The organism is Streptosporangium album, from assembly GCF_014203795.1.
Lineage (GTDB): Bacteria > Actinomycetota > Actinomycetes > Streptosporangiales > Streptosporangiaceae > Streptosporangium > Streptosporangium album.
Genome location: NZ_JACHJU010000005.1, coordinates 409,435 through 433,061, shown reverse-complemented (window position 1 = coordinate 433,061; position 23,627 = coordinate 409,435). Strand labels below are relative to the sequence as shown.

Below are 23,627 nucleotides of genomic sequence, written 5' to 3'. Positions count from 1 at the left end.
GCGCGGGAGGGCCGCCAAGGCCCGAGCGGTGTGGTGACCGGTAGGCCGTCGAGCGGCTCAGCCCGGACGTTTCTGGTTTTCGATGTACTCCTTGATGATCGATAGGGGTGCGCCGCCGCAGGAGGCGGCGAAGTACGACGGCGACCAGAAATGCCCGCCCCACAGATACTTACGGATATGTGCCGGATACTCCTTGCTGAGTAGCCGGGCAGACACGCCCTTGAGGCTGTTTACCAGCGTCGAGAGGGCGACTTTGGGTGGGTGGTGCACGAGCAGGTGCACGTGATCTTCCTCGCCGTTGAACTCGACCAGCTCCGCCCCGAAACTGTCGCACACCTCGATCATGATGTCTTCGCAGCGACGCAGAATCTCGTCGGTGAACACACCTCGCCGATACTTTGGGGTGAAGACCAAGTGGGCGTGCAGGTTGTGGACCACGGCACGGCCTCGGCGGATGTCGGGATTCGGTCCCCATCTCGGTGACATGGACCTAATGCTAGAGTGTTCGATATGAAGCTGGTGGTGCGGGTCAAGCTCCTGCCGACGCCTGAGCAGGCGGCGGCGCTGGAGGCGACTCTACGCGCGGTCAACGACGCGGCCACCTGGGTCTCGACGCTCGCCCACGACCAGCGGGTATTCCGCGATTACGACCTGCGCAAGCACGCCTACGGGCAGATCAAGGACAGGTACGGGCTGGCGGCTCAGGCCGCGCAGCATGTCATCAAGAAGGTCACCGACGCCTACGCCACGCTGCACGCCAATCTCCGCAACGGCAATGTGGGCAAGCCCGGCTCCGCGCGGCGCGAGCGGGTCCAGGCCAAGCCGATCGTCTTTCGCCCCAGCGCGGCCCAGCCGTTCGACGACCGCTGTCTGTCCTGGCAGATGGACGCGCGGACGGTGTCGATCTGGACCACCTGGGGGCGGATGAAGAGCGTGGCGTTCACCGCCTCGGCCGATCAGCTCAAGACGTTGGCCGCCTACCGCAAGGGCGAATCGGACCTCGTATACCGCGATGGCATGTGGTTCCTCATCGCTACCTGCGACCTGCCGGATGTGCCGGTCACCGACCCGGACGGGTTCCTCGGCGTGGATCTGGGCATCGCCGACATCGCCACCACCGACGACGGCACTCATCACTCGGGTAAAGGGCTGAACGCGGTCCGCCACCGCGACCGGGAACTGCGTCGCCGATTGCAGCGTAAGAACACCAAATCCGCGAAACGGCTGCTGAAGAAACGCCGCCGCAAAGAAGCGCGTTTCGCCGCCGACACCAACCACACCATTGCCAAACGCATCGTGACCGAGGCGACACGCACCGGGCAAGGTATCGCCCTGGAAGATCTCCAGGGCATCCGCGACCGGGTACGGCTCCGTAAGCCCCAGCGGGTCACGCTGCATTCGTGGAGCTTCCACCGGCTCGGCCGGTTCATCGCCTACAAGGCGGCCCGTGCCGGTGTCGCTCTGGTCTACGTGGACCCGGCCTACACCTCGCAAGGCTGCTCGGCCTGCGGGCACGTGGACAAGAAGAACCGGCCCGACCAGGAAACCTTTCTCTGTACGTCGTGCGGCTTCGCTGAGCACGCCGACGTCAACGCAGCTCGTAACATCGCCGCACGCGGTGTCACAAGCTGGGCAGTGAGTCACGCTGCCTGACGCGGACCAAACCGTCGAAGCCACCGACGGCGAGGAGCTGCAAGCTCAGTCCTTCAGGGCTGAGAAGCTGACTAAGAGGATCATCGGCGGGTAGGCCTGCACCCGGACCGTGGATGTCAGGAGTTGCGTGGGGCTACCAGGCCGGATTCGTAGGCGAGGACCACGAGTTGGGCGCGGTCACGGGCATGGAGCTTGGCCATGGCCCGGTTGATATGGGTTTTTGCGGTCAGTGAGCTGATCACCATGCGGTCGGCGATCTGGTCGTTGGACAGGCCCTGCGCGACTAGGGCGACGGCCTCGCGTTCGCGGTTGGTCAGCTCTTTCAGCCCCGTGCCGGCGCCGGTGTGGAGTGGCTGGGTGACGTACCGGTTGATCAGCTTGCGGGTGATCGACGGTGCGAGCAGGGCGTCACCGCGCGCGGCGACGCGTACGGCGTGGAGGAAGTCTTCCGGCACGATGTCTTTGACGAGGAATCCGGCTGCGCCGGCGCGCAGCGCGTTGAAGACGTATTCGTCCAAGCTGTAGTTGGTCAGGATGACGACGTGCACCCCGGCCAGGGTCGGGTCCGCGGCGATGCGCCGGGTCGCCTCGATGCCGTCGACGACCGGCATCTGGATGTCGATGAGCGCGATGTCGGGCAGGTGTTCCTTGGCCAGAGCCAGGCCCTCCTTCCCGTCGGCGGCCTCGGCCACCACCTCGATGTCGTCTTCGAGGTCGAGGAGCGCGCGGAATCCGCTGCGAATGAGCGGCTGGTCGTCGACCAGCAGGACACGGATCATGACGTTCGGTCCATGGGAAGTTCGGCTTGGACGGTGAAGCCGCCCTCGCTGCGCGGTGCCGCCCGCAGGCGACCGCCGAGGGCGGTGACTCGTTCGCGCATCCCGAGCAGCCCGACGCCTGGCACCGGGGCGGTGTCCGGTGTGGCCTTGCCGTCGTCATCGATGCGTATCGCGAGGGCGTCGGGACGGTAGTCGATCCGGACCGACGCCGTCGCGGCGGCGGCGTGACGGGCGATGTTGGTGAGGGACTCCTGAACGATCCGGTAGACGGTCCGGTCCACCGCGGCCGGCACGTCATGTCGTTGTCCCTCGATCGTCAGCTTCGCGTCCAGGCCGGTCGTCCGAGCCCGTGCCACCAGTTCCGGGACATGGTCGAGCCCATGCGGCGGGGTCATGTCGTCGTCGCGCAGCGCCTCCAGGGTCGCTCGCAGTTCCCGGGTCGCCTCACGTCCGGCCTCCTGGATCGCCAGCAGGGCCTCCGGCACCTGTTCACCCCGCTTGCGGGCCACGTGGACGGCGACTTCGGCCTGCACCTTGATGATCGAGATCTGGTGGGTGAGCGAATCGTGCAGCTCCCGCGCGATGTGCAGCCGCTCCTCGTCGGCGCGGCGCCGCGCGGTCTCCTCCCGTGTGCGCTCGGCTTCGTCCGCCCGCCGTTCGGCCTGCCGCAGCGCTTCACCCGCGGCACCGGCCGCGATCAGCCAGGCCAGCTCGAGGGCGCCTCGGGCCTGCGCGAACGCCTCGCCCGTGTCGTGCAGGCCCGAGGCCAGGGCCGCGAGGGGGAGAACGGCCAGCATGGTCACGCTCGCCGCCACCGTGATGGTGCGGTGTCCCGCCCGCACGGCTGCGTACACCGCGAACAGGTACGCGACGGCAGGCACGTCGAAACCGGCCGCCTGGTAACCCACCGCGCACAGCCCGGTGACGGCCAAGACGGGAACCGGAGCCCGGCGGCGCGCGGCCAGCACCAGGCCGCCAGCCGTCAGTAGCGCGTAGCCGAGCAGGTCGAGGTACGTGGCGGAGTGCTGCCCGGACAGCCCGGTGACCAGCAGCGTCGCCGCCACGCCGACGGCGATCGCCCAGTCTCTGACACCGATCCGCCCTCTGCTCATGCGTGCACCCTAGCCGGATGTTCGCGCGGGCGACTCCTGCGCACGGATGATCGACCGGCTACCGCACACGCAGTACCTTCACGGCTCCTACGGCGTCCGCGGCAGCCGGCTGCGGCATCGGCGGCAGCGCGAATTGCCTGCGTCCGCTGGACGACCGGCGGTGGGTCCAGCGGACATGATCAGGCGACGTCCAGTCGTAAGAGAAGGAGCACCTCATGTCAGTCCGATTGATGCTTGCCTCACCGGCGGCCGCGTACGTCTCGGTCCAGCCGGACCCCGTCAGTGTTTACGCCATGAGCTCCGGGCGACTCGGGGCCATCGTGGCCGCGCTGTTGGGGCTGACCGGCGTGGTCATCGGTGGGCTGGCTCTGGCCCGCTTTGCCGGTCGTATCGGCACCGGCCCCGGGCGACGCGGGGCCATCGTGGCGCTGGTGGCGGGGCTGATCGGCATGGCCCTCGGTGGGCTGGTTGTGGCCACCGCCGACGGTGGTCTCGGCACTGGCAACGGGCTAGGGGGAGGCCTCGTGGCCCTGCTGTTGGGGCTGACCGGCATGGCCCTCGGTGGGCTGACTCTGGCCCGCTCCCGCCGCACCGTCTGACCGTCTGACCGCAGCGAATACGAGCGCGCGTTCGGGTCTGCCTGAAGACCGCCCCACCAAGTTCCAGCGCGCCGTACGCGCCCGCCCCAGCCTCATGCTCGGGTAGCTGCCCTCAGCCGCAGACTTACCGGCGAGCGCCCATTTGGTAGGCATTTGGTAGGCATTCAGTTATACAGTGCTACATGGCGCTTGGTAGCAGCTTCTTTCACGGCACCCCAAGGCGCGATTCCCTCCCGAACGAGCCAGACGACTGCCAGCATCGATACAGACCATGAGGATTGAGACGGGTACCCAACCATGGGGCATCCGCCATCCGCTGCCGGAGGCCGCGGCTGCCTCGACGGCGCGACGATCGATTCCGTGAAACCCTCCCTAGTCGGTGGTTTGTTAAGGCGGGGCGTAGAGGTCGAGGGACCGTCCCGCAGTGACGGCTGTGACCAGGCCCTGTAGTTCAGCGGGCGGGGGCCTGCTCGACCAGTTGCGCCACCAGCGTTGCAGCAGTGCGCAGGGGGTCAGCCAGCCGCGGACGTAGCGGACGGCCCGAGGCCGGCACAGTGCCGCGGATGGCGTCGTGGCGATGGACCCCCCTCTCTCCGCCGCTAACCTCGGCCGGGGCGGGCGGGACCTGCGGTGATGTGGCCGGATCGGCGGGCCGGGTATGCCGGCAGAAGGTGAACGCGCAGGCCACCAGGGCCCAGTGGCGGCGGATCGCGGCATCGGAGCGGACCTGGAAGTCGGCCCAGCCGAGTTCGTCCTTGACCTGCTTGTAGCCCTGTTCGATCCAGGTGCGCAGGCCGTAGAGGCGCACGATCTCGGCCAGGTCGGCGGGCGGGAAAGACGAGAGGGCAGCGCGCGGACCGCCGGGGCGGGGCAGACTGGTGGCCAGGTACCAGGTGGCCTTGGCCGGCAGCGTCGCCGGGTCGGTGGTCGCGATGATCAGCCGGACCGCCTGGTGCGGGCCGTAACCGCCCAGGACCGCGTCGGCGGCCCACCACACGCTGGTGTGGCCGTCGCGGAACCGCCGCACGACCGTGGTCCAGGCGCCCGGTGCTTGGGGGCCTCCCCAGGCAAGCTCGCGGGCGGCCTGAGCTTGGCCCGCCAGAGCGGCCGCGAGCTGCGGTTTGGTGTGAAACGCCGGATCGCTGCGGCCCCGGGGCAGCCGACCCGCGGGGGTATAGGGCAGCGCGTGCAGCGGATAGTAGATCCGCTCGCCGGCCCACAGGGTGGTCACCGCCACGATCCCGTTCTCGATCTTCCCGACCGAGCCCAGGTACTGATGGGCGGTGTGCGCGGTGGCGGTGCCGTCCTTGCGGTCCCCTCCTGTCGTCGACCACCGGCACCCCGCCCGCGTGCGGCGCGGTCACCGGATCGGCCCGCAGCAGCTCAAGACGCCGGGCGTTGACCTTCTCGTGGTCCCACGGCGACTCCGACTCAGAAGAACTGCAGCCGCTGCACCGCCGCGTTCTGGGCTCCGACCACCGGCTCCGCACCGGCCAGGGCCGTCAGCGTCTTGTTGCGGTCCCGCGGCAGCAACAGCCCGGCCAGATATTCACGAAACCCCCGGCGCTGCGCGAGCGAGCACCACAGATCATCGAACCGGGCCGCGTACTCCTCCAACGGACCCGGCGCCGGCGGACACGGACGTCGCGCGGTCGCCATCACGACCACCCCCGAACAGCATCGACCATCCCTATCAACCGGCTTACTGCGACATCAGCCCCATGTCAACAAACCACCGATTAGCCACCTACCAAAGCACTATTAGATGGTGTCGCCGATGGCACGGGCGGCGTTGATCAGTCCGATGTGGCTCAGAGCCTGCGGGAAGTTGCCGATCGGCTCTCCGGTGGCCGAGTCGACCTCCTCGGCGAGCAGGCCGACGTCGTTGGCGTACGAGGCGGCGGTCTCGAACACCCGTCTCGCAGCGGGCCGCTCGCCGATGAGGGCCAGGGCGTGCGCGAGCCAGAACGTGCACAGAAGGAACGTGCCCTCCTGTCCCGGAAGTCCGTCGGCGGCGTGATAGCGGTGTACCAGGCCGCGCGCGTCGGTCAGGCAGGTGGCGATGGCGTGCACGGTGGACCGCACCCGTGGATCGTCTGGGGCGAGGAATCCGACCAGCGGCATCACCAGCAACGCGGCGTCGAGAGCGGTGCCGCCGAACGTCTGCGTGAAGGCGCCGATCCGCTCGTTCCACGCCTCGCTCAGGATCGCGGCGCGAATCTCTTCCCGGATGCGCGTCCAGTCGCCGATGCGCCCGCTCGCCTCCAGCAGCGGGGCGAGCGCGATGGCCCTGTCCAGCCCGACCCAGCACATTAGCTTGGAGTGCGTGAAGTGCCGACTGGGCCCACGGACCTCCCACAGGCCCTTGTCCGGCTCCCGCCAGCATCGGGCGGCGGCCTCGGCGGCTCCGACCAGCATGGCACGGGTGAACGGGTCGAACGGGCCAGTGTCGCAGTAGGTTTGGTGGGCGGCGTCCAGCAACTCCCCGTAGACGTCGAGCTGAGCCTGGCGCCAGGCGTCATTGCCGACCCGCACCGGAGAACTGCCCCGCCAGCCGCGCAGGTGCGGCAGACGTCGTTCGCTCAGGTCGCGTTCGCCGCCGACGCCGTACATGATCTGCAGATTGGCGTCGCGATCGAGTTGGGTAGCCGAGGCACGGGCCAGGAAGCCGAAGAAGGCGGTCTCCTCGATCTCGCAGGCGGCCGTGGACAGGGCCTGCAGGGTGAAGCTGGCGTCCCGGACCCATGTGTAGCGGTAGTCCCAGTTCCGCTCCCCGCCGATGGTCTCGGGCAGGGATGTGGTGACCGCGGCGACGATGGCCCCTGTGGGGGCATACGTCATCGCCTTCAGCACCCTGCCGCTGTGCTCGACCAGGTGCCGCCAGGGGCCTTCGTAGTTCGCGTGCAGCCGTGACCAGGAGCGCCAGCCCCGGACGGTGTCCTTGACCCTGTGCCGTACCTCGCGCGAGGTACGGCACGGCGGATCAGGGTCCCACGCCCAGCCGGCCTGCAGGGCGAGGCCGAGGCATTGCCCGGCGCGCAACGTGACGGTGAGGTCTGCGACCGAGCCGCTCACCCGCAACTCCACCGGGCTGGACAGGGTCAGCACGGTCGCACCGCCACGCGCGATCAGACCGCCGTGGACCGGCTGCATCAGCGGGTGGACGAGGCCGAACTCGGGACGCGGCGCGTAAGCCATCTCCACGGGCACACTGCCTTCGACGCAGGTCACCTGTCGCAGTACCAGCCCGGCGGAAGACGCTCCCAGGTCGTGCCCACGCTCCCGGACGCCCAGGGCGAGCGCGTCCACCAAGACCATGGTTCCGTCACGGGTACGGAAGGTGGTCTCCAGCGCCAGGGTGTCGCGGACGTAGCGGCGGGTGACCTCGGCCGGGCAGGCCGGGCTGATGGTCCAGTAACCGGCATCGTCGTCGAGCAGCCGGGCGAAGATCGCGGGGCTGTCGAAGCGAGGCAGGCACAGCCAGTCCAACGAGCCGTCGCGGCTGACCAGCGCGGCCGACCGGCAGTCCGACAACAACGCATAGTCGCCGATCGCCCGAGTGCTCACCGTTGCACCTTGCCTGCCCGGCGGCCGCCGGCGGCACGCCGTACAGCGTAGAAGGGTACGGACCCGGCGAAGAGCGCCAGGGTCACCAGCAGCTTGACCGTGATGGTGGCGGCGCCCGTCCGACGCATCCGAGATGATCCTTCCGAAGCCGGCGAGGAATGAGCCGGCACTGACCTACCACCGGTTCTCACCGCAACCGTCGCCGGCCAAAGTCGAACCTCGTTCTGTTTTCCGCCACGCTCTGTCTCCGGGGGCATGGCTTTCCCCAAGGGGGACCAACGGGAAGAAGAGCACGTCCGCCTCGGGAACCGTCAAGGACGCGGCCTTGAACTCCTCGCGAGGCCGTCATCTGCCTCAGTCACGAGGGCTGGCGCATCGCCGCGCGGCGGCGTACCGAGAGGTGGCGCTGCGGCTATGCGACCGCGCGGAGAACTTCCGGCCCGGCACGCTCGCGTAGGCGGGGAAGGCCATGCTGCCCATGGCCCGGCAATCGGGCTCAGCGCGCTCGCGGAAGGGAGAAGTATCATGACCGCACGGACTCATGACATCGACGACGTGCCACGCGAGGACCGCCGGCTGACCATCGACACCGGTGGGCCGATCTACGAGGACACCGGCGGGGTGAGCCGCTTCGCCATCGACAGCCGAGCGCCCAGTCTGCCGCATTTCCCGAAGTAGCCCCAGTCGGACCGAACTCGACCGCAAGGTCGCCACCCTACCGGAGTACTTCGGTGCGCCCCTGCCCGTGCCCCTCTTCGCGTTCCTGCCCGCCGGCGTGGCCCTCGGCGGCTTGTGCCTCGCCTCCGCGCTGAGCGACCCCATCGCCGTTGGGATCCTCGCCGGCCTGGTCATCGGGAAACCCGCCGGAGTCATGGCCGCCACCTGGCTGGTGGCCCGCTTCACCCGGGCCGAGCTCGACGACTGCCTCGCCTGGATCGACATGCTCGGCTTGTCGATTCTGGCGGGCATGGGCTTCACCGTGTCCCTGCTGATCAGAGAGCTCGCCTTCGGAGACGACAGCACGCGCCGTCCGAAAGCCTTTGACCCTCACGACATAGTGGCGAACCATCGGCCGGCCACGTCCCATCTCTCGACGGCGGGGAATCCGCAGCGCCGGCCGAACAGGCCGATGTCGTCGGCGGAGACGGTCGCCCAGGGGAACCAGCCCTCCACCCGGTCGCCCTGGCGCAGCCGTAAGCGCTCCATCCCGCTCCGCGTCCCCGGCGGGGAGAGTTCGGCGATCACCGCTCCACCTGGTCTGAGCAGTTCCCGCAGGCGTCGCAGGAGCACCGCCGGGTCACCGCCGATGCCGATGTTGCCATCGGCGAGCAGCGTCTCGGACCATCTGCCGATGCCCGGCAGGGGGTCGAACACGCTTCGAAGCAGGGCCGGCCCGCCCGCACTCCGTGTCAGGCTGACGGCCAGAGGTGAGATATCGATGCCCAGAACGGGGATCCCCATCCGAGTCAGTGCCACGGTGAGCCTGCCTGGCCCCGAACCCACGTCCAACGTCGGCCCCTCGCAGCGAGCCAGTATGTGGTCGTCCCCTTCGATCGGCCGTAGCCAGCGAGCGGAGGTGAGGGGCCGGACACGGCCGTCGGCGTATTCAATGGTTACGCTGCGTCCGCTCAGGGAGTCCTCGTAGAAGGCGCCGATCACGCGAATTCCCGTTGTTCAAAAGGCCGAGCAGATTGCCCGGGACCGGACGCGATCATCGTCAGCCGACCGGCGGCGTGAGACCGCCACGTGATCGCTGGTCACCCGGGTGTTCGAGGGGTCGCCCTTCCCGCCGCGCGGTTTGAGGCGGTGCGCTGTACGGCGTAGACGAGCGCCGACACGGCGAAGAACACGAGGGTGACCAGTAACCATCTGCCGAGGTAGGGGGCGGTGCTCAGGCCTACCGCCTCCCGGTAGTTGTGCTCGGAAGCGCGCAGGATGAGAGGAAACCAGATGAGCAATAGCAACCCCGAGAGCCCCGCCGGTATGCGTACATGGTTGAGAGGTGACGGCCACCGCCCCCGGTCGCTGACGCGCACGTAGCGCCGGAAGGCCTCATCAGCCGCGGAATAGAGGGGCAGCACCACGAAGTCATGCACGATCACGGCTCCGAGGAACCAGAGCACGAATCCCGGAAGGATGCCGGCGATGATTATGCGGGTAAGGACGTACAAGGCCACCACGAAGCAGGCGAGGAGCGCGAGCAGGTGCCGTAGGCCGGCGCCGTAGCGCGCGCTCAGCCGCCGAAGCGCGCCTTGGCCCCGGCGGCTCACGAGGCCGGCCGGAAGTCGAGCTCGCGCACCCATTTGGTGTTGTGCACGCCGGGGGCGCCGGGCACGATGATCCGGGCGGGGAATCCGTGGTCCAGCGAAAGATCGGCGCCGTTGACCCGCAGAGCGAGCAGGGACCGGGGGTCGGCCGTCTGCGGGGCGCTCAGCGACGCGTGGCTGAAAACGCCGCCTTTCTGCAAAGATCGTACGTAGACGCCGATGTCCCCCTTCGCCCCGCACAACCGCGCCAGGTCGGCCAGCCGGACGCCGGTCCATGCCTGTTCGGTCGACCAGCCCTCGACGCAGGCGATCGGCAGCCGGTAGGTGTGCAGCGGCATGGCCAGCAGTTCCTCACGTGTCAGCCGCATCTGACGGGCACCGGCGAGCGTCAGGCGCCAGCCCGGGCCGGTCTCGGCGGGAACGATGCCCACGCTCGCCGCCGTCTTATTCACCTGGAAGTCGTTGGGCCCGGGGCCGTATTCGCGCCCGTGCGGGGCCAGCAGCGCCGTACGACGCGGGAGGCCGTCCATCGTCTGCCCCACTGACAGGCCGAGCACGGCCAGCGAGCCCCCGCCGACGAACGTCAGCAGCCCGCGGCGTGACATCGTCGGCGGCGCGGGGGCGGCGGCGACCAGGCCGTCGGGATCGGGCGGCTCCGGGCGCGTGTCCTGGAGGCGAGTGCGCAGTTCCTGGCGGAAACTCCGCGATCGAAGGGCGGTGACCAGCCGGGGCAGTTTGATGGCGACGTGGACCGTGAGCGCGGCGAGGAAGATCCACGCGCCGTAGAGGTGTCCCGAGTAGAAGGAGAACGGGAAGATGTAGAAGAGCTGGATGTTGAATATGCCGGTGACGAACTCGAAGACGGCGCCGCCGACCAGCAGCAGCAGGCTCGCCCGCTCCAGCGCCTGCGCCGGGGACAGGGCCGGGGGCCAGGCGAACAGCTTGGGAATCACCGACCACAGCTTGGCCAGTAGTACCGGCACCAGCGTCAGCCCGAGGATGACGTGAATTCCCTGGGTGACGCGGTAGATCCAGACCGGACGGACCGGCCAGTCGAAGAGATAGAAACGCAGCAGCCCGCTCTCCGGGGTGAGGTCGTTGCCCGGCAGCCGGGGATTGTAGGCCGCATACGACACCAGGCCCGTGACCGCCACGATCGGGAGCCCGACCAGCAGCACCAGCCCGAACACCGAGGTCAGCCACGGCCCACGCAGCGGGCTGCGCCAGAACTCCGGCCGGAACGGGCCCGGCGGCCGTTCCTCGCCCCGCAGCAACGCCCGCACCCGTCGCGGCCTGCTCTTCCTCGGACTACTCCCTCGCGGCTCGTCCGACATCGATCACCTCCGCCTATAGCCTTACCGTGAACGCCGCTCTCAAAGGCTTCGCCACTTCCCGATTCGCTCCGGATACGATGGCCGCTCGGCAAAGGACCTCTTATCGGTCGCGCAGAGAGCGGGTCGCCCGGACGTCCCTCGACGAATCACGCGTCGATGCCGCCAAGCCGCCGTCATGGTCCGGGAAAAGCCGGCGCCGGTATCGGCCAAGAATTCTTACGGCCTTCGAACACTCATGGAGCATTCCGCCCCGGTCGGTGGGATGCGGCCTACCGTCAGCCGGGTGAGGGTACTTGTGACCGGCTCGGCCGGGTTCGTCGGAAGTCACGTCGTCGAAGCACTGGAAGAGGCGGGGCATGACGTGGCGGGTCTCGACCTGAGGAACGGGGAAGACGTGCGCGACGGCGCCGTCTTGGACCGGATGCTCCCCGGCGTGGAGGCCGTGGTGCACCAGGCGGCCAAGGTCGGGCTAGGCGTGGACGTCGCCGATCTGCCGGACTACACCTCGGTCAACGCCTATGGCACCGCCGTCCTGCTGGCGGCGATGGCCAGGCATGGCGTGAGCCGGCTGGTGCTGGCGTCGTCCATGGTCGTCTACGGGGAGGGCGCCTACGACTGCCCCCGGCACGGGCGGGTGCGGCCGGGCCCGCGTGTCGCCGGCGACCTGGCGCGGGGGCTGTTCGAACCGCGCTGCCCCCGGTGCGGCTCCCCGATGGCCTCCGCCACGATCGGCGAGGACGCCTCGCTCGACCCGCGCAATGCCTACGCCACCACAAAGCTCACCCAAGAGCATCTGGCAGCCAACTGGGCGAGGGAGACCGGCGGCACGGCGGTCGCGTTGCGCTACCACAACGTGTACGGGCCGAAGATGCCCAGGGGCACCCCGTACTCCGGCGTGGCCGCGATCTTCCGGTCCGCGCTGGAGGCCGGGCGCGCGCCGAGGGTGTTCGAGGACGGTGGGCAGCGGCGTGACTTCGTGCACGTCCGCGACGTCGCCCGGGCGAACCTCGCCGCCCTGTCCGGCGGCGCGGCGGGTGCCCTGGCCGCGTACAACGTCGCCAGCGGCGAGCCGCACACGGTGGGCGAGATGGCCGCCGCGCTCGCTGCCGAGCGGGGCGGCCCGGATCCGGTGGTCACCGGCGACTACCGGCTCGGCGACGTGCGGCACATCGTGGCCTCACCCGGCCGGGCCGCCGAGGATCTCGGCTTTCGGGCGCGCATCGCCTTCGCCGAGGGCGTAAAGGAGTTCGCCGGCGCCCCTCTCGCTTGACCGCCGCTCACCAGGGAGAGGCGACCAGCCCTTGCAGCAGCAAGCCGGTGACCGCCTGCGCGGCGAGCATGCGGCGCCCGGGCGCGTACGCCGCCCCCAGGCCGATCCATACGGCGAAGGGGACCCAGATGCGCTCCACTTCCCCCCGGGTCACCCCGCTGACGTCCAGCGCCAGCACCGCCACCAGAGCCGCGGCCACCACGGCGGCCACGCGGCGGTCGGTGAGGTCGGTGAGGTCGCGTGCCTCGTGAACGAGGCCTGCGACGGTGGCCGGGCCGGTGGTCAGGGCGAGGACGGCGAGGTTGGCCACGAGGAAGTACAGGTAGGGGCGGGCGGCGCCCGGGTCGGCGGCCCACTCCGCGTGGGTGGCCGCCACCCCGGCGAGCCAGGAGAAGCCTGCCGCCGAGAACGAACCTGCCACCGCCACCGCCCCGGCCAGCGCTGCGAACACCGCTGGGCGAGGCGGCCGGACCAGCACGGCGACGGTCACCGGGATGACCAGGTAAGGGACCAGTCCGTAGCTGAGGTACGGCAGTGCGCCCAGCAGCACCCCCGCCCCCGCCGCCGACCACGTCCTGACCGTGGTGCTCCGGCCGAGCACCAAGAGCGCGACGCCCCACGCGCCGACGCCCGCGAACAAGGCGTCCATCGTGGTGGCGATCCAGACCGAGACCGGGGTGAGGGCGAGGTACGGCAGCGCACGACGGGCCGTGTCCTCCCCGGCCAGGCTGCGCACGGTCAGCCCGATCGCCACCGTGGCCGAACAGCCAACGAGGATCACCAGTATCGCCGCCCACAACGGCCCGCTCAGCCCCGCCGCGGCCAGCGCCCACACCACCAGCACCGGGAGCGGCGGATGCCCGCGCACGTGCGTCGGATACTCCGGCAGTCGCAGGGTGAAGGTCGCCAGCCAGCCGAGCGGATCGTGGCCCACCGCGGGCAGCACCGCCAGGTACTCCTGGGGGTGAGTGAACGGCGCGGCCAGGCCGCCGGCGGCCGACATCGCGAGCACGATCGTCCAGGCCAGCGCGAAGCCGTAGGCGACGAGCGACGCCTGCCCGAATCCGCGCCGCCTGACCAGGCCAGGAAGGACCCGCACCGCGACGGCCGCGAAGACCACCGCCGGCAGCAGCGTGGCCGTGAGCACCCGGAAACGGGCGTGCAGCGGCGGCAGGTGATCGATCCGCAGTATGCCCAGCCCGTGCAGCACCGCGCCGAGCGCGAAGCAGGCGGCGATCAGCGCCCCCGACCACGCGAGCGCCGTGCGCGTCCAGCGGCCGTCTGCGGCCTCGCGCGGGTGGGCCTGCCGTGTGCCTGCCGTCCGCCGACCCGATCTTTCCTCCACTCCGCAACAGTAGGTCTGAACTGGGCTTATTTTGAAGGCGGCGTCACCACTCCGTAAGAATCATCAGGCGTTCGCTGTCTTAGCGTCGGTTCCATGGAGATCGATGTGGTGCTGCCGTGCCTGGACGAGGAGGCCGCCCTCCCCTGGGTGCTGGAACGCATGCCGGTCGGCTACCGGCCCATCGTGGTGGACAACGGGTCGGCGGACGATTCGGTGAAGGTCGCCACCGGGTTGGGGGCCCGGGTGCTCGTGGAGCGGCAGCGCGGCTTCGGAGCCGCCTGCCACGCCGGGTTGCTGGCTGCGACATCGGACATCGTCGCCTTCATGGACGCCGACGCTTCTCTCGACCCGCGACAGCTACCGCGCGTGGTCGGGCCGGTGCGGGATGGGGAAAGCGACCTGGTGCTCGGCCGGCGGATCACCCGGTCGGTGGGATCCTGGCCGCCGCACGCGCGTGCCGCCAACGCCCTGCTGGCCCACCGGCTGCGCCGGCGCACCGGAGCCGCCTTGCACGACCTCGGCCCGATGCGCGCGGCACCCCGCACAGGACTCCTCGCCCTGGGACTGCGTGACCGCAGGTTCGGGTACCCGTTGGAGATGGTGCTGCGCGCCGCCGCGGCCGGTTGGCGGATCGCCGAGGCCGAGGTGGACTACCTCCCGCGCACGGGCCGCTCCAAGGTCACCGGCACGGTACGGGGTACCGTACGCGCCATCGGCGACATGCGGCGGGTCATGCGGGAAACGGCGTGACGCAGATCCTTGTCATCGCCAAGGCACCGGCCCCCGGCCAGGTCAAGACCCGGCTCTGCCCGCCGTGCACCGGAGAACAGGCCGCCCGGCTCGCGGCCGCCGCCCTGGAGGACACCCTGGACACCGTGGCGCTGACCCGCCTGCCAAACCCGGTCCTCGCCCTTCAAGGGCTGCCGGGCCCCTGGCTGCCGCCCGGTTTCACGGTGATCCCGCAACGCGGGCGGGGGTTGGACGAGCGGCTCGCGGCGGCCCTCACCGACGCGCACCTTCTACACGGGCTGCCCATCGTGCTCATCGGCATGGACACCCCTCAGCTCACCCCGTCCCTGCTCGAAGCCGCCGCCGACGCGCTGACCGGGCATGACGCGGTGTACGGCCCCGCCGCGGACGGCGGCTTCTGGCTCCTCGGCCTGCGCCGCCCCGACCCGGCGCTACTGCTCGGAGTGCCCATGTCACAACCGGGCACCGGAGCGGCCCAGCTCCGGCGCCTGCGCCAGGCCGGGCTGAGCCTGGCCCTCCTGCCAGAACTGCGCGACGTCGATACCTTCGCCGACGCCTGTCATGTCGCCGCGCAGGCACACGGCACCCGGTTCGCCGCGACGTTGAAGGACGTGCGCATGAGCATGGCCTCGCAATGATCGCATCGGGCAGGTCAGCCCGCGATGAGCAGCGGGATCGTCAGGGCGATGAGCAGGATGAACGTCCAGATCGCGGGTGCCGAGCCGAGGGTCTGCTCGCGTAGGGCGGTTCCGCGCTCCTGTTCGGCCTCGCCGCGGGTGAGCCACCAGGGCAGCTCGTCGATCTCGGCCGCGACCACGACACCGAAGTTGCTCTTGCCACCCCGCACCGCCCAGAACAGGTCGGGCTCCGGGGTTGGCGAGACGGTGCGGAGCAGGCCATCGGCGGTGACGATGTCGAGCGAGCGGACGTAGTCGGCGGAGAAGCCGTACGTGCGGCAGGCCAGCGGGAGCCCGCCGCCGGTCAGATAGCCCATCACCCCGACGTGGCCGGAGGAGCCGCACAGGGGCGCGAGGCCGTGCTCGGCCGCTGCGGTGAGCACTTCACCCCACCGCAGCCCGGCTCCGATCCTTGCGGTGCCGGCGCGTCTTCGCGGACAAGAAGTCCGGCAAGACCGCCGACCGGCCAGAGCTCGCCGCCTGCCACGCCTTCCTGACCGCCGGCGACACGCTGGTCGTCCCCTCACTCGCCCGCTACGGCCGGTCCCTGCAAGACCTGATCACCATGGCCGGCGAGCTGCGCCGCCGCCAGATCGGCTTCACCAGCCTGCACGAGAACCTGGACACCACCACCCCGGCGGCCGGCTGGTGTTCCATGTCTTCGCCGCGCTGTCCGAGTTCATCCGCGAGCTGATCGTCGCCGGCACCCGCGAGGGCCTGGCCGCCGCCCGCGCCCGCGTCGGCGGCCGCCCCACCGTCGTCAGCCCCGACCTGCGGCGTGCCCCTTTCTGGCTTACTTGGTAAGCGATCGCTATTGCAGCTGATGAAGTCTCCGACTGGTCAGCACGCCCGCTCAAAGCTCCCGCCAGCCAGGCAATCCCGTCCCAGGGCCGGGTGGCGATGACGAGCATACCGAGCACAGGGATTCCCGAAAGGCCCTTCTCGCCTGGGCATTCACGCTACCGTTTCATCCGATGAAGGATTCCTTCACCTAATGTAAGTGACGGAGCGTGATGGCAGATGAGCCGAGACGTACCAGCGCCCGGGTCGGCAGGCCTGCACCTGGTGGCCGACCTGCCCCTGCTGCGCCCCGAAGAGCAGGTGTTCACCGCGATGCTGGACGGCTGGCGCAACCAGCAGCTCGCCCGCAACCTGGCCTTCTCCACCATCGAGGGCCGGGAGAAAGCGGTGAAGGCGTTCACCCGTCACGCTGACGCCTTTCCCTGGGCCTGGTCAGCGCACATGCTCGACGAGTGGCTCGCCGACCTGCGGGCGCTGCGTCACCTGAAGCGCTCGACCTTGCGCGGCTACGCCGAAGCCGTGCGGTCCTTATGTGCCTATCTCATCGATCCGGCCTACGGCTGGGCCGCCGAATGCCACAGCCGCTTCGGCACCCACCCGATCCAGATTACCCACGAGTGGAACACCGCCCTCCACCTGCAAGAAGCCGAGTGCGACCCGGCCAAGCGCGCCTTCACCCGCGCCGAGTTGCTGGCGTTCTTCGACCACGCTGATGAGCAGGTCCACCAGGTGCGCGGAGGCGGACGCAAGGGCTGGCTACCTGCGTTCCGCGACGCGGTGCTGTTCAAGACCGCCTACGCTTTCGGGCTGCGCCGCAACGAGACCCGCATGCTGGACGTGGTCGACTTCAGCCGCAACCCCCACGCCCCGGCCTTCGGTGACTTCGGCGTCTGCCAGGTCCGCCACGGCAAGGCCAAGAAAGGCGCACCACCGCGCCGCCGCGGTGTGCTGACCGTCGGCCCGCGTGCCGGCGTCGGCGGGATGGACTGGATCGTCGAGGTACTGCAGCAGTGGACCGAAGAGGTTCGCCCGGCCTTCACCCACGCCGACTCGCCGGCGATGTGGCCTTCCGAGCGCGGCCCGCGCATCGGATTCACCCAGATGAACACCCGGTTCGCCACCTACCGCGATGCGCTGGGGCTCGATGGCGGCTTGGACTTTCACTCCTTTCGCCGTTCGTATGTCACCCACCTCATCGAGGACGGCTGGGACGCCCGGTTCGTCCAAGAGCAGGTCGGCCACGAGCACGCCTCCACCACCGCCCTCTACACCTGCGTCTCCTCCGACTTTCGCATCCGCACCCTGCTCAAGGCCCTGGAACAGACCACCCGCGCCGCCCTCGGCCCCAACCAGCAGAAGAGGAACACGTAATGAAGCGCCAGGCCAGCTACCAATGGCGGTTGCGTGAAGTGATGGCCGCCCACGGCGTCTTCGCCGCCAGCGACTTGGAACCGCGCCTGCACGAGCGCGGCATCACACTGTCGTCGGTGCAGGTCTGGCGGCTGGTCACCCAGACCCCCGAACGGCTGTCGCTGCCGGTCCTGGCCGCGCTCTGCGACATCTTCTCCTGCACCCCGGCCGAGTTGATCGCCACCCGGGCCCAGAACGTCGCCCCGCGCCGGGCGGCCACCGGCGAGCCGACCCCGAACACGGCCGGCATGGCGCCGATCCGGCCCAAGCGCGCCCGCATCACGCCCGAGTCGTGACCGCGCGAGGCATCCCACCCTGTGTCCGCTGCGGACGTATCCTGACCCGGGCGCCCTCGTCCTGGCCGGAAGGCTCGGTCTGCGTTACCTGCAAGACCTGGGCGTTGGAGACCTACGGCACCTGCGCGGGCTGCGGAGCCGAGCGCATGGTTCCCGGCCTTGCCCCTGATGGCCGGGGACGGCTTTGCACCGGCTGCGCCGGCATCCCGGGGACTACATCTGCACCCGCTGCGGTCAAGAAGGCCGCAAGCAGCGCAAGGGCGTGTGCTCACGTTGCGTCCTGACCGAACGTCTCGACGAGCTCCTCGACGACGGCACCGGACGCATCCGGCCTGAGCTGATCGCGCTCTATGACGGGCTGCGTCAGGCCACCCGGCCGCGCAGCATCTTCACCTGGACCGGCCGGGACCGCGTTCAGCGGCTTTTGCGGGCTGTCGCCCGCGGCCAGGTCCCGCTCACCCACGAGGGCCTGAACCAGATATCCCCACCGCGGGCGGTGGCTTACTTGCGTGACCTGCTCATGCATTACGGCGTCCTGCCCCGCATCGACCGCCACCTGATGCTGTTCGAGCGCTGGCTGGAGCACTGGCTCACCGAGATCGACGACCCCGGGCATCACGAGTTGCTGGAGCGCTTCGCCTCCTGGGACATCCTGCGCGGTCTGCGCGCATCGGCGGCTCGCGGACCGCTGGGAGCCGGCCGCACCAAGAACGCCCGGGATCCGCTGCGGGCCGCCCGCACCTTTCTGGCCTGGCTGGATGAACGCGGCATCGACCTCAAGAACTGCACTCAGGCCGATCTGGACGCCTGGCACGCCGAAGCGTTCTGGGCCCGGCGCCCCGCTCAGAGGTTCCTGCGTTGGGCCATGACCACCAGGCTGATGCTGCCCTTGACCATCCCGTCCCGCAACACGATGAACCCGGCGCCCATCAGCCAGCATGCGCGGATGACGCTGCTGCGCCGGGCCGCCGATGACAACGACCTGGACCTCATGGTCCGAGTCCTCATTGTCTTGACCATGATGTTCGCCCAATCGCTCAGCCGGATCTCCCGCCTCACCCTCGACAACCTCATCGAAGAACAGGGACGGCTGAGCATCAGACTCGGCGACCCGCCGGCTCCGGTTCCCGAGCCGTTCGCCGGCCTGCTGCGCGCCTTCGCCACCCGGCGGCCGAACCTGACCACCGCCACCAATCCCGGGGCACGCTGGTTGTTTCCCGGCCGCCGGGCCGGACAGCCCATGACCCCTGACGCGTTCGCTCACCGACTGCGTCAGGCGGGGATTCCCGCTCTCCACGGCCGCACCGCGGCCATCCGCCAGTTCGCTCTCCAGGCCCCGCCCGTGGTCGTCGCCCGGATGCTCGGCTACCACCACGTCCACATCACCGCACTGGCCATGGAAGCCGGAAGCCCGTGGTCCCACTACGCCCCCGACGACCACGGAGAGTAACTGGAGGCCTTGCGCCAGAGAGAATACCGACTACTCGATTAGTAGTACTTCGTTAAGTTACGAAGTGTTATGGGGCGCGTACATTTGATGGCATACGTGGCAAGCGCCGGTCCAGGTGGCGAGTAAAGCCTGGAGTTCGCCGAGAACCTCATACAAGGTCAGGCCGGCGCAGGGACTTTTGGGTCTAGCCGTAGTTCGGTACAGAATGCCTGCGCTAATGCGGCCAGGGTGACGTGGCGGTGCCAGCCGAAGAAGCTCCGCCCCTCAAAATGCTTGAGGCCAAGACCGGTATTGAGCTCCCGGTAGTCATGCTCGATCCGCCAGCGGATCTTGGCGAGCCGGACGAGTTCGCGCAGCGGAGTCTCGGCGGGGAGATTGGTGATCCAGTAATCGGTGGGTTCGGATTCGCCTGCCGGCCATTCCACCAGCAGCAAACGCGCAGGCAGGCTGCCGTCGGGGTTGCGGGGGATGTCTTTGTTGGCCAAGAGAACCGGTAGAGCCATGAAGCGTGATCGCATTTTCGCGCCCGGATTACCGCTGGTCTTCCTTGTGCCTTGCCGCCAGGTCACCCGCCGCAGATTCGCCCGCCCTGCCGCCAATGCGAGATTGCGCAGATTCGATGGCTTGCCTGGATAGCGTGGTCTCGGCGGGCGCCCCTTGCCGCTGTACTCCGGCAGTTCAGGCACCGCATCTCCGGGATAGGCCGACAGATCATCGGAGACGGCCGCCACGTAAGACAGGCCGCGGTCCTCCAGTCCCAGCCGGAAAGCGGTGCAATCGCCATAACCGGAGTCAAAGACCACCGGAAGATCGGTGCCGACTCCCCACTCGTCGTACATCTGGTCGATCATGTTTAACGCCAGTCGCCACTTCTCCTGGTGACCGACGTCCTGAGGGATCTTGCACCGGTCGCGGCGCTTGTGGACCGTTTCCGCCTGAACCGGATCCTCGATCTTGGCCGGGTCCCACGACTCGGGGATGAACAGCCGCCAATTGACCGCGGACGAGGCATGGTCGGTGACCAGATGTGCGCTGACGCCGATCTGGCAGTTTCCGGTCTTGCCCAGGGCTTGTTCGTGAATAACTGTCAGAGTTGATCTGCGGGGCAGTCATCGGCGGACGTAATACGATCTTGCAGTTGCTCGAGCGTACGTGCGGGCGATCCGGGGATCGGCGTGACGGAGATTTTGTGCAGGTCGAGGATCCGGTGGCCATCTTGGAACTGGTTGGACAGGTTGGTGCGGGTGACGCCCAGCAGGCGGGCTAGGAGGGTGCTGGTCGCGGCCTTGCGGCGACGGAGTAAAGCGGTCAGGAGCCGGTGGAAGTGATCTAGGCTGCTGGTCTGCGGATGGAGGTAGCGGCGCGGGCGGTGGAAACGGCGTTGAAAGGCCGCCTCTGCCAGCGCGTCCCAGTAGGGCTCCGAGATCTGCACCAGGCGGGCGAAGTCCGAGCGCGGCATGCCGGTCAGGGCCGGATCGGTGAGCATCCAGGTCACGTCCGGATCGATCGGTTGGTTGGTCTCGGCTTCTTCGGAAAGTCTGGGAGGGGTGGGGGCCAGGGTGTAGTTCCAGTCGCCGTGGAATGCATCGGGTGTGATCGGCAGGGCATGGAACTCGGCGGGCGTGACGGCGGTGCCCAGTGGGTAGTTGCCGGTGTCCAGTTCGGCGCTGACTCTCAGTCCGGCCTCTGTTGTCGTCGCGGCGATCGTCTCGATGACGACCTGGTAGCTGGTCAGCGGGCGGCCACGCCAGTTGGCGGTGATGTGGCAGAACATCCGGTGCTCGATCTTGTTCCACTTCGAAGTGCCGGGAGGAAAGTGGCAGACCGTGATCTCAAGGCCGCTCTCGCGGGCGAAGTCGTGTAGTTGCTTCTTCCATGTCCAGTAGCGGGGGTTGTTGGAGCCACCGGCGTCCGCGGTGATCAACAGCCGGGTGGCGTGCGGGTGGTCGAGACAACCGCGGCGTCGCCACCAGCGGCGGACGGACTCCACCGCGAACTCGGCGGTGTCGTGATCGGTTCCGACGTTGACCCAGCCGCTGTTGGTGGCGAGGTCGTAGATTCCGTAGGGGATGGCCACTGGCTGGTCGCTGGTGACGAGGGTGTGGCTGTCCACCTTGATCGGGTTCTTTCCCGGTTGCCAGGTACGTCCAGGCCGGTCGCGGTTGCCGAGCCACTCTTTGGCTTTGGTGTCGATGCTGATCACCGGCTGGTCGTCGTCGAGGAAGGCGGCGGCGGTGGCGTTGAGATGGGCAAACTGGGCGTCGCGATCCGGATGCCGGGTGCCTTCGGTGGTCTTGGCCGTGCCCTGCAGGCTGTAGCCCAGGCCGTGCAGCAGGTGGCCGACGGTTGTGGCACCGATCGGATGCTTCTGCGCGGAAAGGGCATGGGCCAGGCTGCGCAGCGACAGCGTGGTCCAGCGCAGTGGGGAGACGGGGTCGCCGCGAGTGTGCGGCTCGATCAGTGACTCAAGGGCCGGTAGCAGGCCGGGGTCGGTGACTGTCAGCGGTTTGCGCCCGGCGCCCGAGGCCCGGATGCGGCGGGTCGGCGCGGGGTGCGTCTCCAGCTCGATGATGCCACGCGCGATGGTGGCGGTACTGATGCCGGAGGCTGCGGCCACCAGGGCAATCCCGCCATGGCCGAGCACGGCGGCCTCGCTGGCCAGGTAGAGGCGACGGCACCGCTCGTCAAGGTGCGGCAGGATCTGCTCGAACTTGGCCCGCAGCTCGGCTGCGGGTACATCTTCCTTCGAAGAGGCGGTCATGCTCCAGCGTCTCACCGTCGACCCGGTCCCGCAGATCAACTCTGACAGTTATTCACGAACAAGCCCCCAGCGTCCCGGAATACATCCGGGCCACTCCCGGAGAATTCGGGCCGTCCTTGGGGAAGCCGACATCGTCGATGACGACCGCCTGCGGACCGATCCGTTCCAGCGCCCAATGTGTGAGGTTTTCCCGGACCGGTTCGTAGTCCCAGGTCGAGTCGGCCATGAATTGCTGTAACCGCTGGGTGTCAACTCCCAGACGCTCCGCCATCGGATCCATCGACTTGCGCCGCCCGTCCAGCATCAGCCCCCGCAGATACAACTCGCCGGTGGCGAGTTGATCACGGCGACGAAGCACCCTCCGCAGCATCTGATCTGCAAACTTCTCAAGCCGCGGGCGCACCGGCGCCATCTCGTCAGGTGTCACGACAACATGATCCCGAAGTGACTTCTCAAAATGATCACGCTAGGTGATCGACAATCTAACGAAGTACTATTAGCGGTCTCCACCAGATCTGCCCCCCTGCTGCCCCAGCCTCTGCAACAGGTGCTGGAGCAGCGCCGATACGACCAGCAGACCCAGGAATGAAAGGGCCGCTATGCCGTCCGGGCAGGGGTGGAAGAAACGATCTCCCAAGCTGTCCGGGCCACCCAGATCCGTCGGACTCGTTACCAGGGGTCCCGGTAGTAATCGCGGAAAATCCAACGGATATGCTCCTGACCTGCTCTGATGCGAGGGCCCGCAGGGCTGGTGTGCCGGTTGGTAGATGCGGCGGGCCGGGCCGAGGATGCCGCTGACCTTGCCCGGGTGCTCCACGTTGACGCTGGTCAGCGATATCCGTTGGATATGTGGCGACTATTACCGGAACCCCGCTGTCAGCGGGTGTTCTTCGACGAGCGGGAACGAGGCGCGTGGCCTATCCACTTGCTGTCCAGCCTCCTGATGGTCGTCGTACCTGGACCGTGGTGGACGAGTCCTACCGGACGGTGGCTTCGGTGGAGGAGTGGCTGGATGGTTATGACGGCTTGGAACGGCCCCACCCGGACGACTTGACCTGGACCCACCCGGCCTCGCCGATGATCGGAGCGAGGGCGTCGTCCGCCCTGCACCACGCCCAGCCCCCGCGCCCGCTGGGCGGGCGATGCGCTCGTCTGACAGAGAGGGTCCGGGTGGATGAGGGAGGTCAGGCCGGGGCGGGCGAGGAACCAGAACAGCGGGCGGTGGGTGTTGACATTGAGTGCGACCCAGGGGATGCCATCGGCCAGTCGGGACAGCAGTGCCCGGCCGAGCCCGATGGTGGCGCCGTGGCGCAGCCGTTCCTCGTCCCAGGAGCAGCCGTCGCGCAGCGCGACGTGGACGCCCTCGTCGGCGTAGTAGCCCTGCTGGTCGGCGATGTAGGCGACCAGTTCCTCGTGCAGGCCCCGCCCGACGTAGGCGAGATCGATCGTGTACATGAACGTCCCCCCTTGATCGTGTCACCGCCATACGCCCGCGCGTGCCGCGGGCCCGGCTGCTGCGGCCCATGGTGCTGAGGTGACGGTGTGCCGGATGCGGT

The 23,627-nt window shown here is 68.8% G+C and carries 23 protein-coding genes and 4 pseudogenes; 11 read left to right on the top strand and 16 right to left on the bottom strand.

Translation table 11 applies throughout. The features are described 5' to 3' along the window. Window positions 1-57 precede the first annotated feature (57 nt). Complete coding sequence (gene tnpA, locus FHR32_RS38515) at window positions 58-486, bottom strand: IS200/IS605 family transposase (RefSeq protein WP_184759378.1); 429 nt, start codon at window positions 484-486, stop codon at window positions 58-60. 24 nt (window positions 487-510) lie between these two features. Between tnpA and FHR32_RS38510 the strand changes: the two genes are divergently transcribed. Next, a complete protein-coding gene (locus tag FHR32_RS38510) occupies window positions 511-1,653 on the top strand; it encodes an RNA-guided endonuclease InsQ/TnpB family protein (protein WP_184759377.1) in 1,143 nt (380 codons plus the stop codon). Window positions 1,654-1,769: 116 nt separating this feature from the next. Here FHR32_RS38510 and FHR32_RS38505 read toward each other — a convergent pair whose 3' ends face one another. Both FHR32_RS38505 and FHR32_RS38500 read right to left on the bottom strand, forming a co-directional pair. Further along, a complete protein-coding gene (locus FHR32_RS38505; RefSeq protein WP_184759376.1) occupies window positions 1,770-2,432 on the bottom strand; it encodes a response regulator in 663 nt (220 codons plus the stop codon). Further along, window positions 2,429-3,544, bottom strand: coding sequence for a sensor histidine kinase (locus FHR32_RS38500; RefSeq protein WP_184759375.1), 1,116 nt, complete (start codon window positions 3,542-3,544; stop codon window positions 2,429-2,431). Before FHR32_RS38500 ends, FHR32_RS38505 begins: the two co-directional genes overlap by 4 nt. 215 nt (window positions 3,545-3,759) lie before the next feature. Here FHR32_RS38500 and FHR32_RS38495 point away from each other — a divergent pair, with 215 nt between their 5' ends. After that, window positions 3,760-4,143 carry a DUF6223 family protein gene (locus FHR32_RS38495; RefSeq protein ID WP_184759374.1) on the top strand — a complete coding sequence of 128 codons (384 nt, stop codon included), beginning with the start codon at window positions 3,760-3,762 and terminating at the stop codon, window positions 4,141-4,143. Between the two features lie 451 nt (window positions 4,144-4,594). Here the strand turns inward: FHR32_RS38495 and FHR32_RS43665 are convergent, their stop codons facing one another. The 4 genes from FHR32_RS43665 to FHR32_RS46410 form a co-directional block, all read right to left on the bottom strand. Further along, window positions 4,595-5,374, bottom strand: a complete 780-nt coding sequence (locus tag FHR32_RS43665) for a hypothetical protein (RefSeq protein ID WP_376773445.1) — start codon at window positions 5,372-5,374, stop codon at window positions 4,595-4,597. Window positions 5,375-5,574: 200 nt separating this feature from the next. Then, entirely contained in the window at window positions 5,575-5,802 is a 228-nt protein-coding gene (locus tag FHR32_RS43660) for a hypothetical protein (protein ID WP_221466792.1), read from the bottom strand. 102 nt (window positions 5,803-5,904) lie between these two features. Then, window positions 5,905-7,710 (bottom strand): glycoside hydrolase family 15 protein, encoded by a 1,806-nt coding sequence (locus FHR32_RS47005; RefSeq protein WP_184759373.1) that lies wholly within the window; start codon window positions 7,708-7,710, stop codon window positions 5,905-5,907. Beyond that, the gene (locus FHR32_RS46410; protein ID WP_281391184.1) at window positions 7,707-7,838 is read right to left on the bottom strand and encodes a hypothetical protein; all 132 of its coding nucleotides are present in this window, start codon (window positions 7,836-7,838) and stop codon (window positions 7,707-7,709) included. Before FHR32_RS46410 ends, FHR32_RS47005 begins: the two co-directional genes overlap by 4 nt. Before the next feature lie 397 nt (window positions 7,839-8,235). Here FHR32_RS46410 and FHR32_RS38480 point away from each other — a divergent pair, with 397 nt between their 5' ends. Together FHR32_RS38480 and FHR32_RS46405 are read left to right on the top strand one after the other, a co-directional pair. Then, window positions 8,236-8,388 carry a hypothetical protein gene (locus FHR32_RS38480; RefSeq protein ID WP_184759372.1) on the top strand — a complete coding sequence of 51 codons (153 nt, stop codon included), beginning with the start codon at window positions 8,236-8,238 and terminating at the stop codon, window positions 8,386-8,388. 67 nt (window positions 8,389-8,455) lie between these two features. Next, a pseudogene (locus FHR32_RS46405) lies at window positions 8,456-8,716 on the top strand (Na+/H+ antiporter NhaA); the annotation flags it as partial. A 41-nt stretch (window positions 8,717-8,757) separates the two neighbouring features. Here FHR32_RS46405 and FHR32_RS38470 read toward each other — a convergent pair. From FHR32_RS38470 to FHR32_RS38460, 3 genes are all read right to left on the bottom strand, one after another. Next, window positions 8,758-9,369: a methyltransferase domain-containing protein gene (locus FHR32_RS38470; protein WP_184759371.1), complete on the bottom strand. Its 612-nt coding sequence runs from the start codon at window positions 9,367-9,369 to the stop codon at window positions 8,758-8,760. Window positions 9,370-9,467: 98 nt separating this feature from the next. Continuing rightward, window positions 9,468-9,980 carry a hypothetical protein gene (locus FHR32_RS38465; protein ID WP_221466791.1) on the bottom strand — a complete coding sequence of 171 codons (513 nt, stop codon included), beginning with the start codon at window positions 9,978-9,980 and terminating at the stop codon, window positions 9,468-9,470. Then, window positions 9,977-11,260 (bottom strand): molybdopterin-dependent oxidoreductase, encoded by a 1,284-nt coding sequence (locus FHR32_RS38460; RefSeq protein ID WP_312882897.1) that lies wholly within the window; start codon window positions 11,258-11,260, stop codon window positions 9,977-9,979. The genes FHR32_RS38465 and FHR32_RS38460 overlap by 4 nt, the downstream gene beginning before the upstream one ends. 334 nt (window positions 11,261-11,594) lie before the next feature. Between FHR32_RS38460 and FHR32_RS38455 the strand changes: the two genes are divergently transcribed. Continuing rightward, the gene (locus FHR32_RS38455; RefSeq protein ID WP_184759368.1) at window positions 11,595-12,581 is read left to right on the top strand and encodes an NAD-dependent epimerase/dehydratase family protein; all 987 of its coding nucleotides are present in this window, start codon (window positions 11,595-11,597) and stop codon (window positions 12,579-12,581) included. 7 nt (window positions 12,582-12,588) lie between these two features. Here FHR32_RS38455 and FHR32_RS38450 read toward each other — a convergent pair whose 3' ends face one another. Beyond that, the gene (locus tag FHR32_RS38450) at window positions 12,589-13,926 is read right to left on the bottom strand and encodes a hypothetical protein (protein ID WP_184759367.1); all 1,338 of its coding nucleotides are present in this window, start codon (window positions 13,924-13,926) and stop codon (window positions 12,589-12,591) included. 93 nt (window positions 13,927-14,019) lie between these two features. Here FHR32_RS38450 and FHR32_RS38445 point away from each other — a divergent pair, with 93 nt between their 5' ends. Then, the gene (locus FHR32_RS38445; protein WP_184759366.1) at window positions 14,020-14,676 is read left to right on the top strand and encodes a glycosyltransferase family 2 protein; all 657 of its coding nucleotides are present in this window, start codon (window positions 14,020-14,022) and stop codon (window positions 14,674-14,676) included. Beyond that, window positions 14,673-15,314 carry a TIGR04282 family arsenosugar biosynthesis glycosyltransferase gene (locus FHR32_RS38440; protein ID WP_184759365.1) on the top strand — a complete coding sequence of 214 codons (642 nt, stop codon included), beginning with the start codon at window positions 14,673-14,675 and terminating at the stop codon, window positions 15,312-15,314. The genes FHR32_RS38445 and FHR32_RS38440 overlap by 4 nt, the downstream gene beginning before the upstream one ends. Before the next feature lie 14 nt (window positions 15,315-15,328). Here the strand turns inward: FHR32_RS38440 and FHR32_RS38435 are convergent, their stop codons facing one another. Continuing rightward, window positions 15,329-15,736, bottom strand: coding sequence for an FAD-binding protein (locus tag FHR32_RS38435; protein ID WP_312882896.1), 408 nt, complete (start codon window positions 15,734-15,736; stop codon window positions 15,329-15,331). 29 nt (window positions 15,737-15,765) lie between these two features. Between FHR32_RS38435 and FHR32_RS38430 the strand changes: the two genes are divergently transcribed. From FHR32_RS38430 to FHR32_RS38415, 4 genes are all read left to right on the top strand, one after another. Next, complete coding sequence (locus FHR32_RS38430) at window positions 15,766-16,047, top strand: recombinase family protein (RefSeq protein ID WP_246468416.1); 282 nt, start codon at window positions 15,766-15,768, stop codon at window positions 16,045-16,047. Between the two features lie 326 nt (window positions 16,048-16,373). Continuing rightward, window positions 16,374-17,525 carry a tyrosine-type recombinase/integrase gene (locus FHR32_RS38425; protein ID WP_184759364.1) on the top strand — a complete coding sequence of 384 codons (1,152 nt, stop codon included), beginning with the start codon at window positions 16,374-16,376 and terminating at the stop codon, window positions 17,523-17,525. After that, the gene (locus FHR32_RS38420; protein ID WP_184759363.1) at window positions 17,525-17,860 is read left to right on the top strand and encodes a helix-turn-helix domain-containing protein; all 336 of its coding nucleotides are present in this window, start codon (window positions 17,525-17,527) and stop codon (window positions 17,858-17,860) included. The genes FHR32_RS38425 and FHR32_RS38420 overlap by 1 nt, the downstream gene beginning before the upstream one ends. 184 nt (window positions 17,861-18,044) lie before the next feature. Next, window positions 18,045-19,310 (top strand): site-specific integrase, encoded by a 1,266-nt coding sequence (locus FHR32_RS38415; RefSeq protein WP_221466789.1) that lies wholly within the window; start codon window positions 18,045-18,047, stop codon window positions 19,308-19,310. A gap of 158 nt (window positions 19,311-19,468) precedes the next feature. Here the strand turns inward: FHR32_RS38415 and FHR32_RS38410 are convergent. The 4 genes and pseudogenes from FHR32_RS38410 to FHR32_RS43655 all read right to left on the bottom strand — a co-directional run. Then, window positions 19,469-20,380: pseudogene (locus FHR32_RS38410) on the bottom strand (IS701 family transposase); the annotation flags it as partial. A gap of 39 nt (window positions 20,381-20,419) precedes the next feature. Next, window positions 20,420-22,071 (bottom strand): annotated as a pseudogene (locus FHR32_RS38405) (ISAzo13 family transposase). Window positions 22,072-22,135: 64 nt separating this feature from the next. Then, window positions 22,136-22,498: pseudogene (locus FHR32_RS38400) on the bottom strand (transposase); the annotation flags it as partial. Window positions 22,499-22,947: 449 nt separating this feature from the next. Continuing rightward, window positions 22,948-23,526: a substrate-binding domain-containing protein gene (locus FHR32_RS43655; RefSeq protein ID WP_221466788.1), complete on the bottom strand. Its 579-nt coding sequence runs from the start codon at window positions 23,524-23,526 to the stop codon at window positions 22,948-22,950. Between the last annotated feature and the right edge of the window lie 101 nt (window positions 23,527-23,627).

Bases quoted from the DNA above. Each gene is read 5' to 3' on its own strand.
- tnpA (WP_184759378.1), bottom strand. From the start codon at position 486: ATGTCACCGAGATGGGGACCGAATCCCGACATCCGCCGAGGCCGTGCC.
- FHR32_RS38510 (WP_184759377.1), top strand. From the start codon at position 511: ATGAAGCTGGTGGTGCGGGTCAAGCTCCTGCCGACGCCTGAGCAGGCG.
- FHR32_RS38505 (WP_184759376.1), bottom strand. From the start codon at position 2,432: ATGATCCGTGTCCTGCTGGTCGACGACCAGCCGCTCATTCGCAGCGGA.
- FHR32_RS38500 (WP_184759375.1), bottom strand. From the start codon at position 3,544: ATGAGCAGAGGGCGGATCGGTGTCAGAGACTGGGCGATCGCCGTCGGC.
- FHR32_RS38495 (WP_184759374.1), top strand. From the start codon at position 3,760: ATGTCAGTCCGATTGATGCTTGCCTCACCGGCGGCCGCGTACGTCTCG.
- FHR32_RS43660 (WP_221466792.1), bottom strand. From the start codon at position 5,802: ATGGCGACCGCGCGACGTCCGTGTCCGCCGGCGCCGGGTCCGTTGGAG.
- FHR32_RS46410 (WP_281391184.1), bottom strand. From the start codon at position 7,838: ATGCGTCGGACGGGCGCCGCCACCATCACGGTCAAGCTGCTGGTGACC.
- FHR32_RS38480 (WP_184759372.1), top strand. From the start codon at position 8,236: ATGACCGCACGGACTCATGACATCGACGACGTGCCACGCGAGGACCGC.
- FHR32_RS38445 (WP_184759366.1), top strand. From the start codon at position 14,020: ATGGAGATCGATGTGGTGCTGCCGTGCCTGGACGAGGAGGCCGCCCTC.
- FHR32_RS38425 (WP_184759364.1), top strand. From the start codon at position 16,374: ATGAGCCGAGACGTACCAGCGCCCGGGTCGGCAGGCCTGCACCTGGTG.
- FHR32_RS38420 (WP_184759363.1), top strand. From the start codon at position 17,525: ATGAAGCGCCAGGCCAGCTACCAATGGCGGTTGCGTGAAGTGATGGCC.
- FHR32_RS43655 (WP_221466788.1), bottom strand. From the start codon at position 23,526: ATGTACACGATCGATCTCGCCTACGTCGGGCGGGGCCTGCACGAGGAA.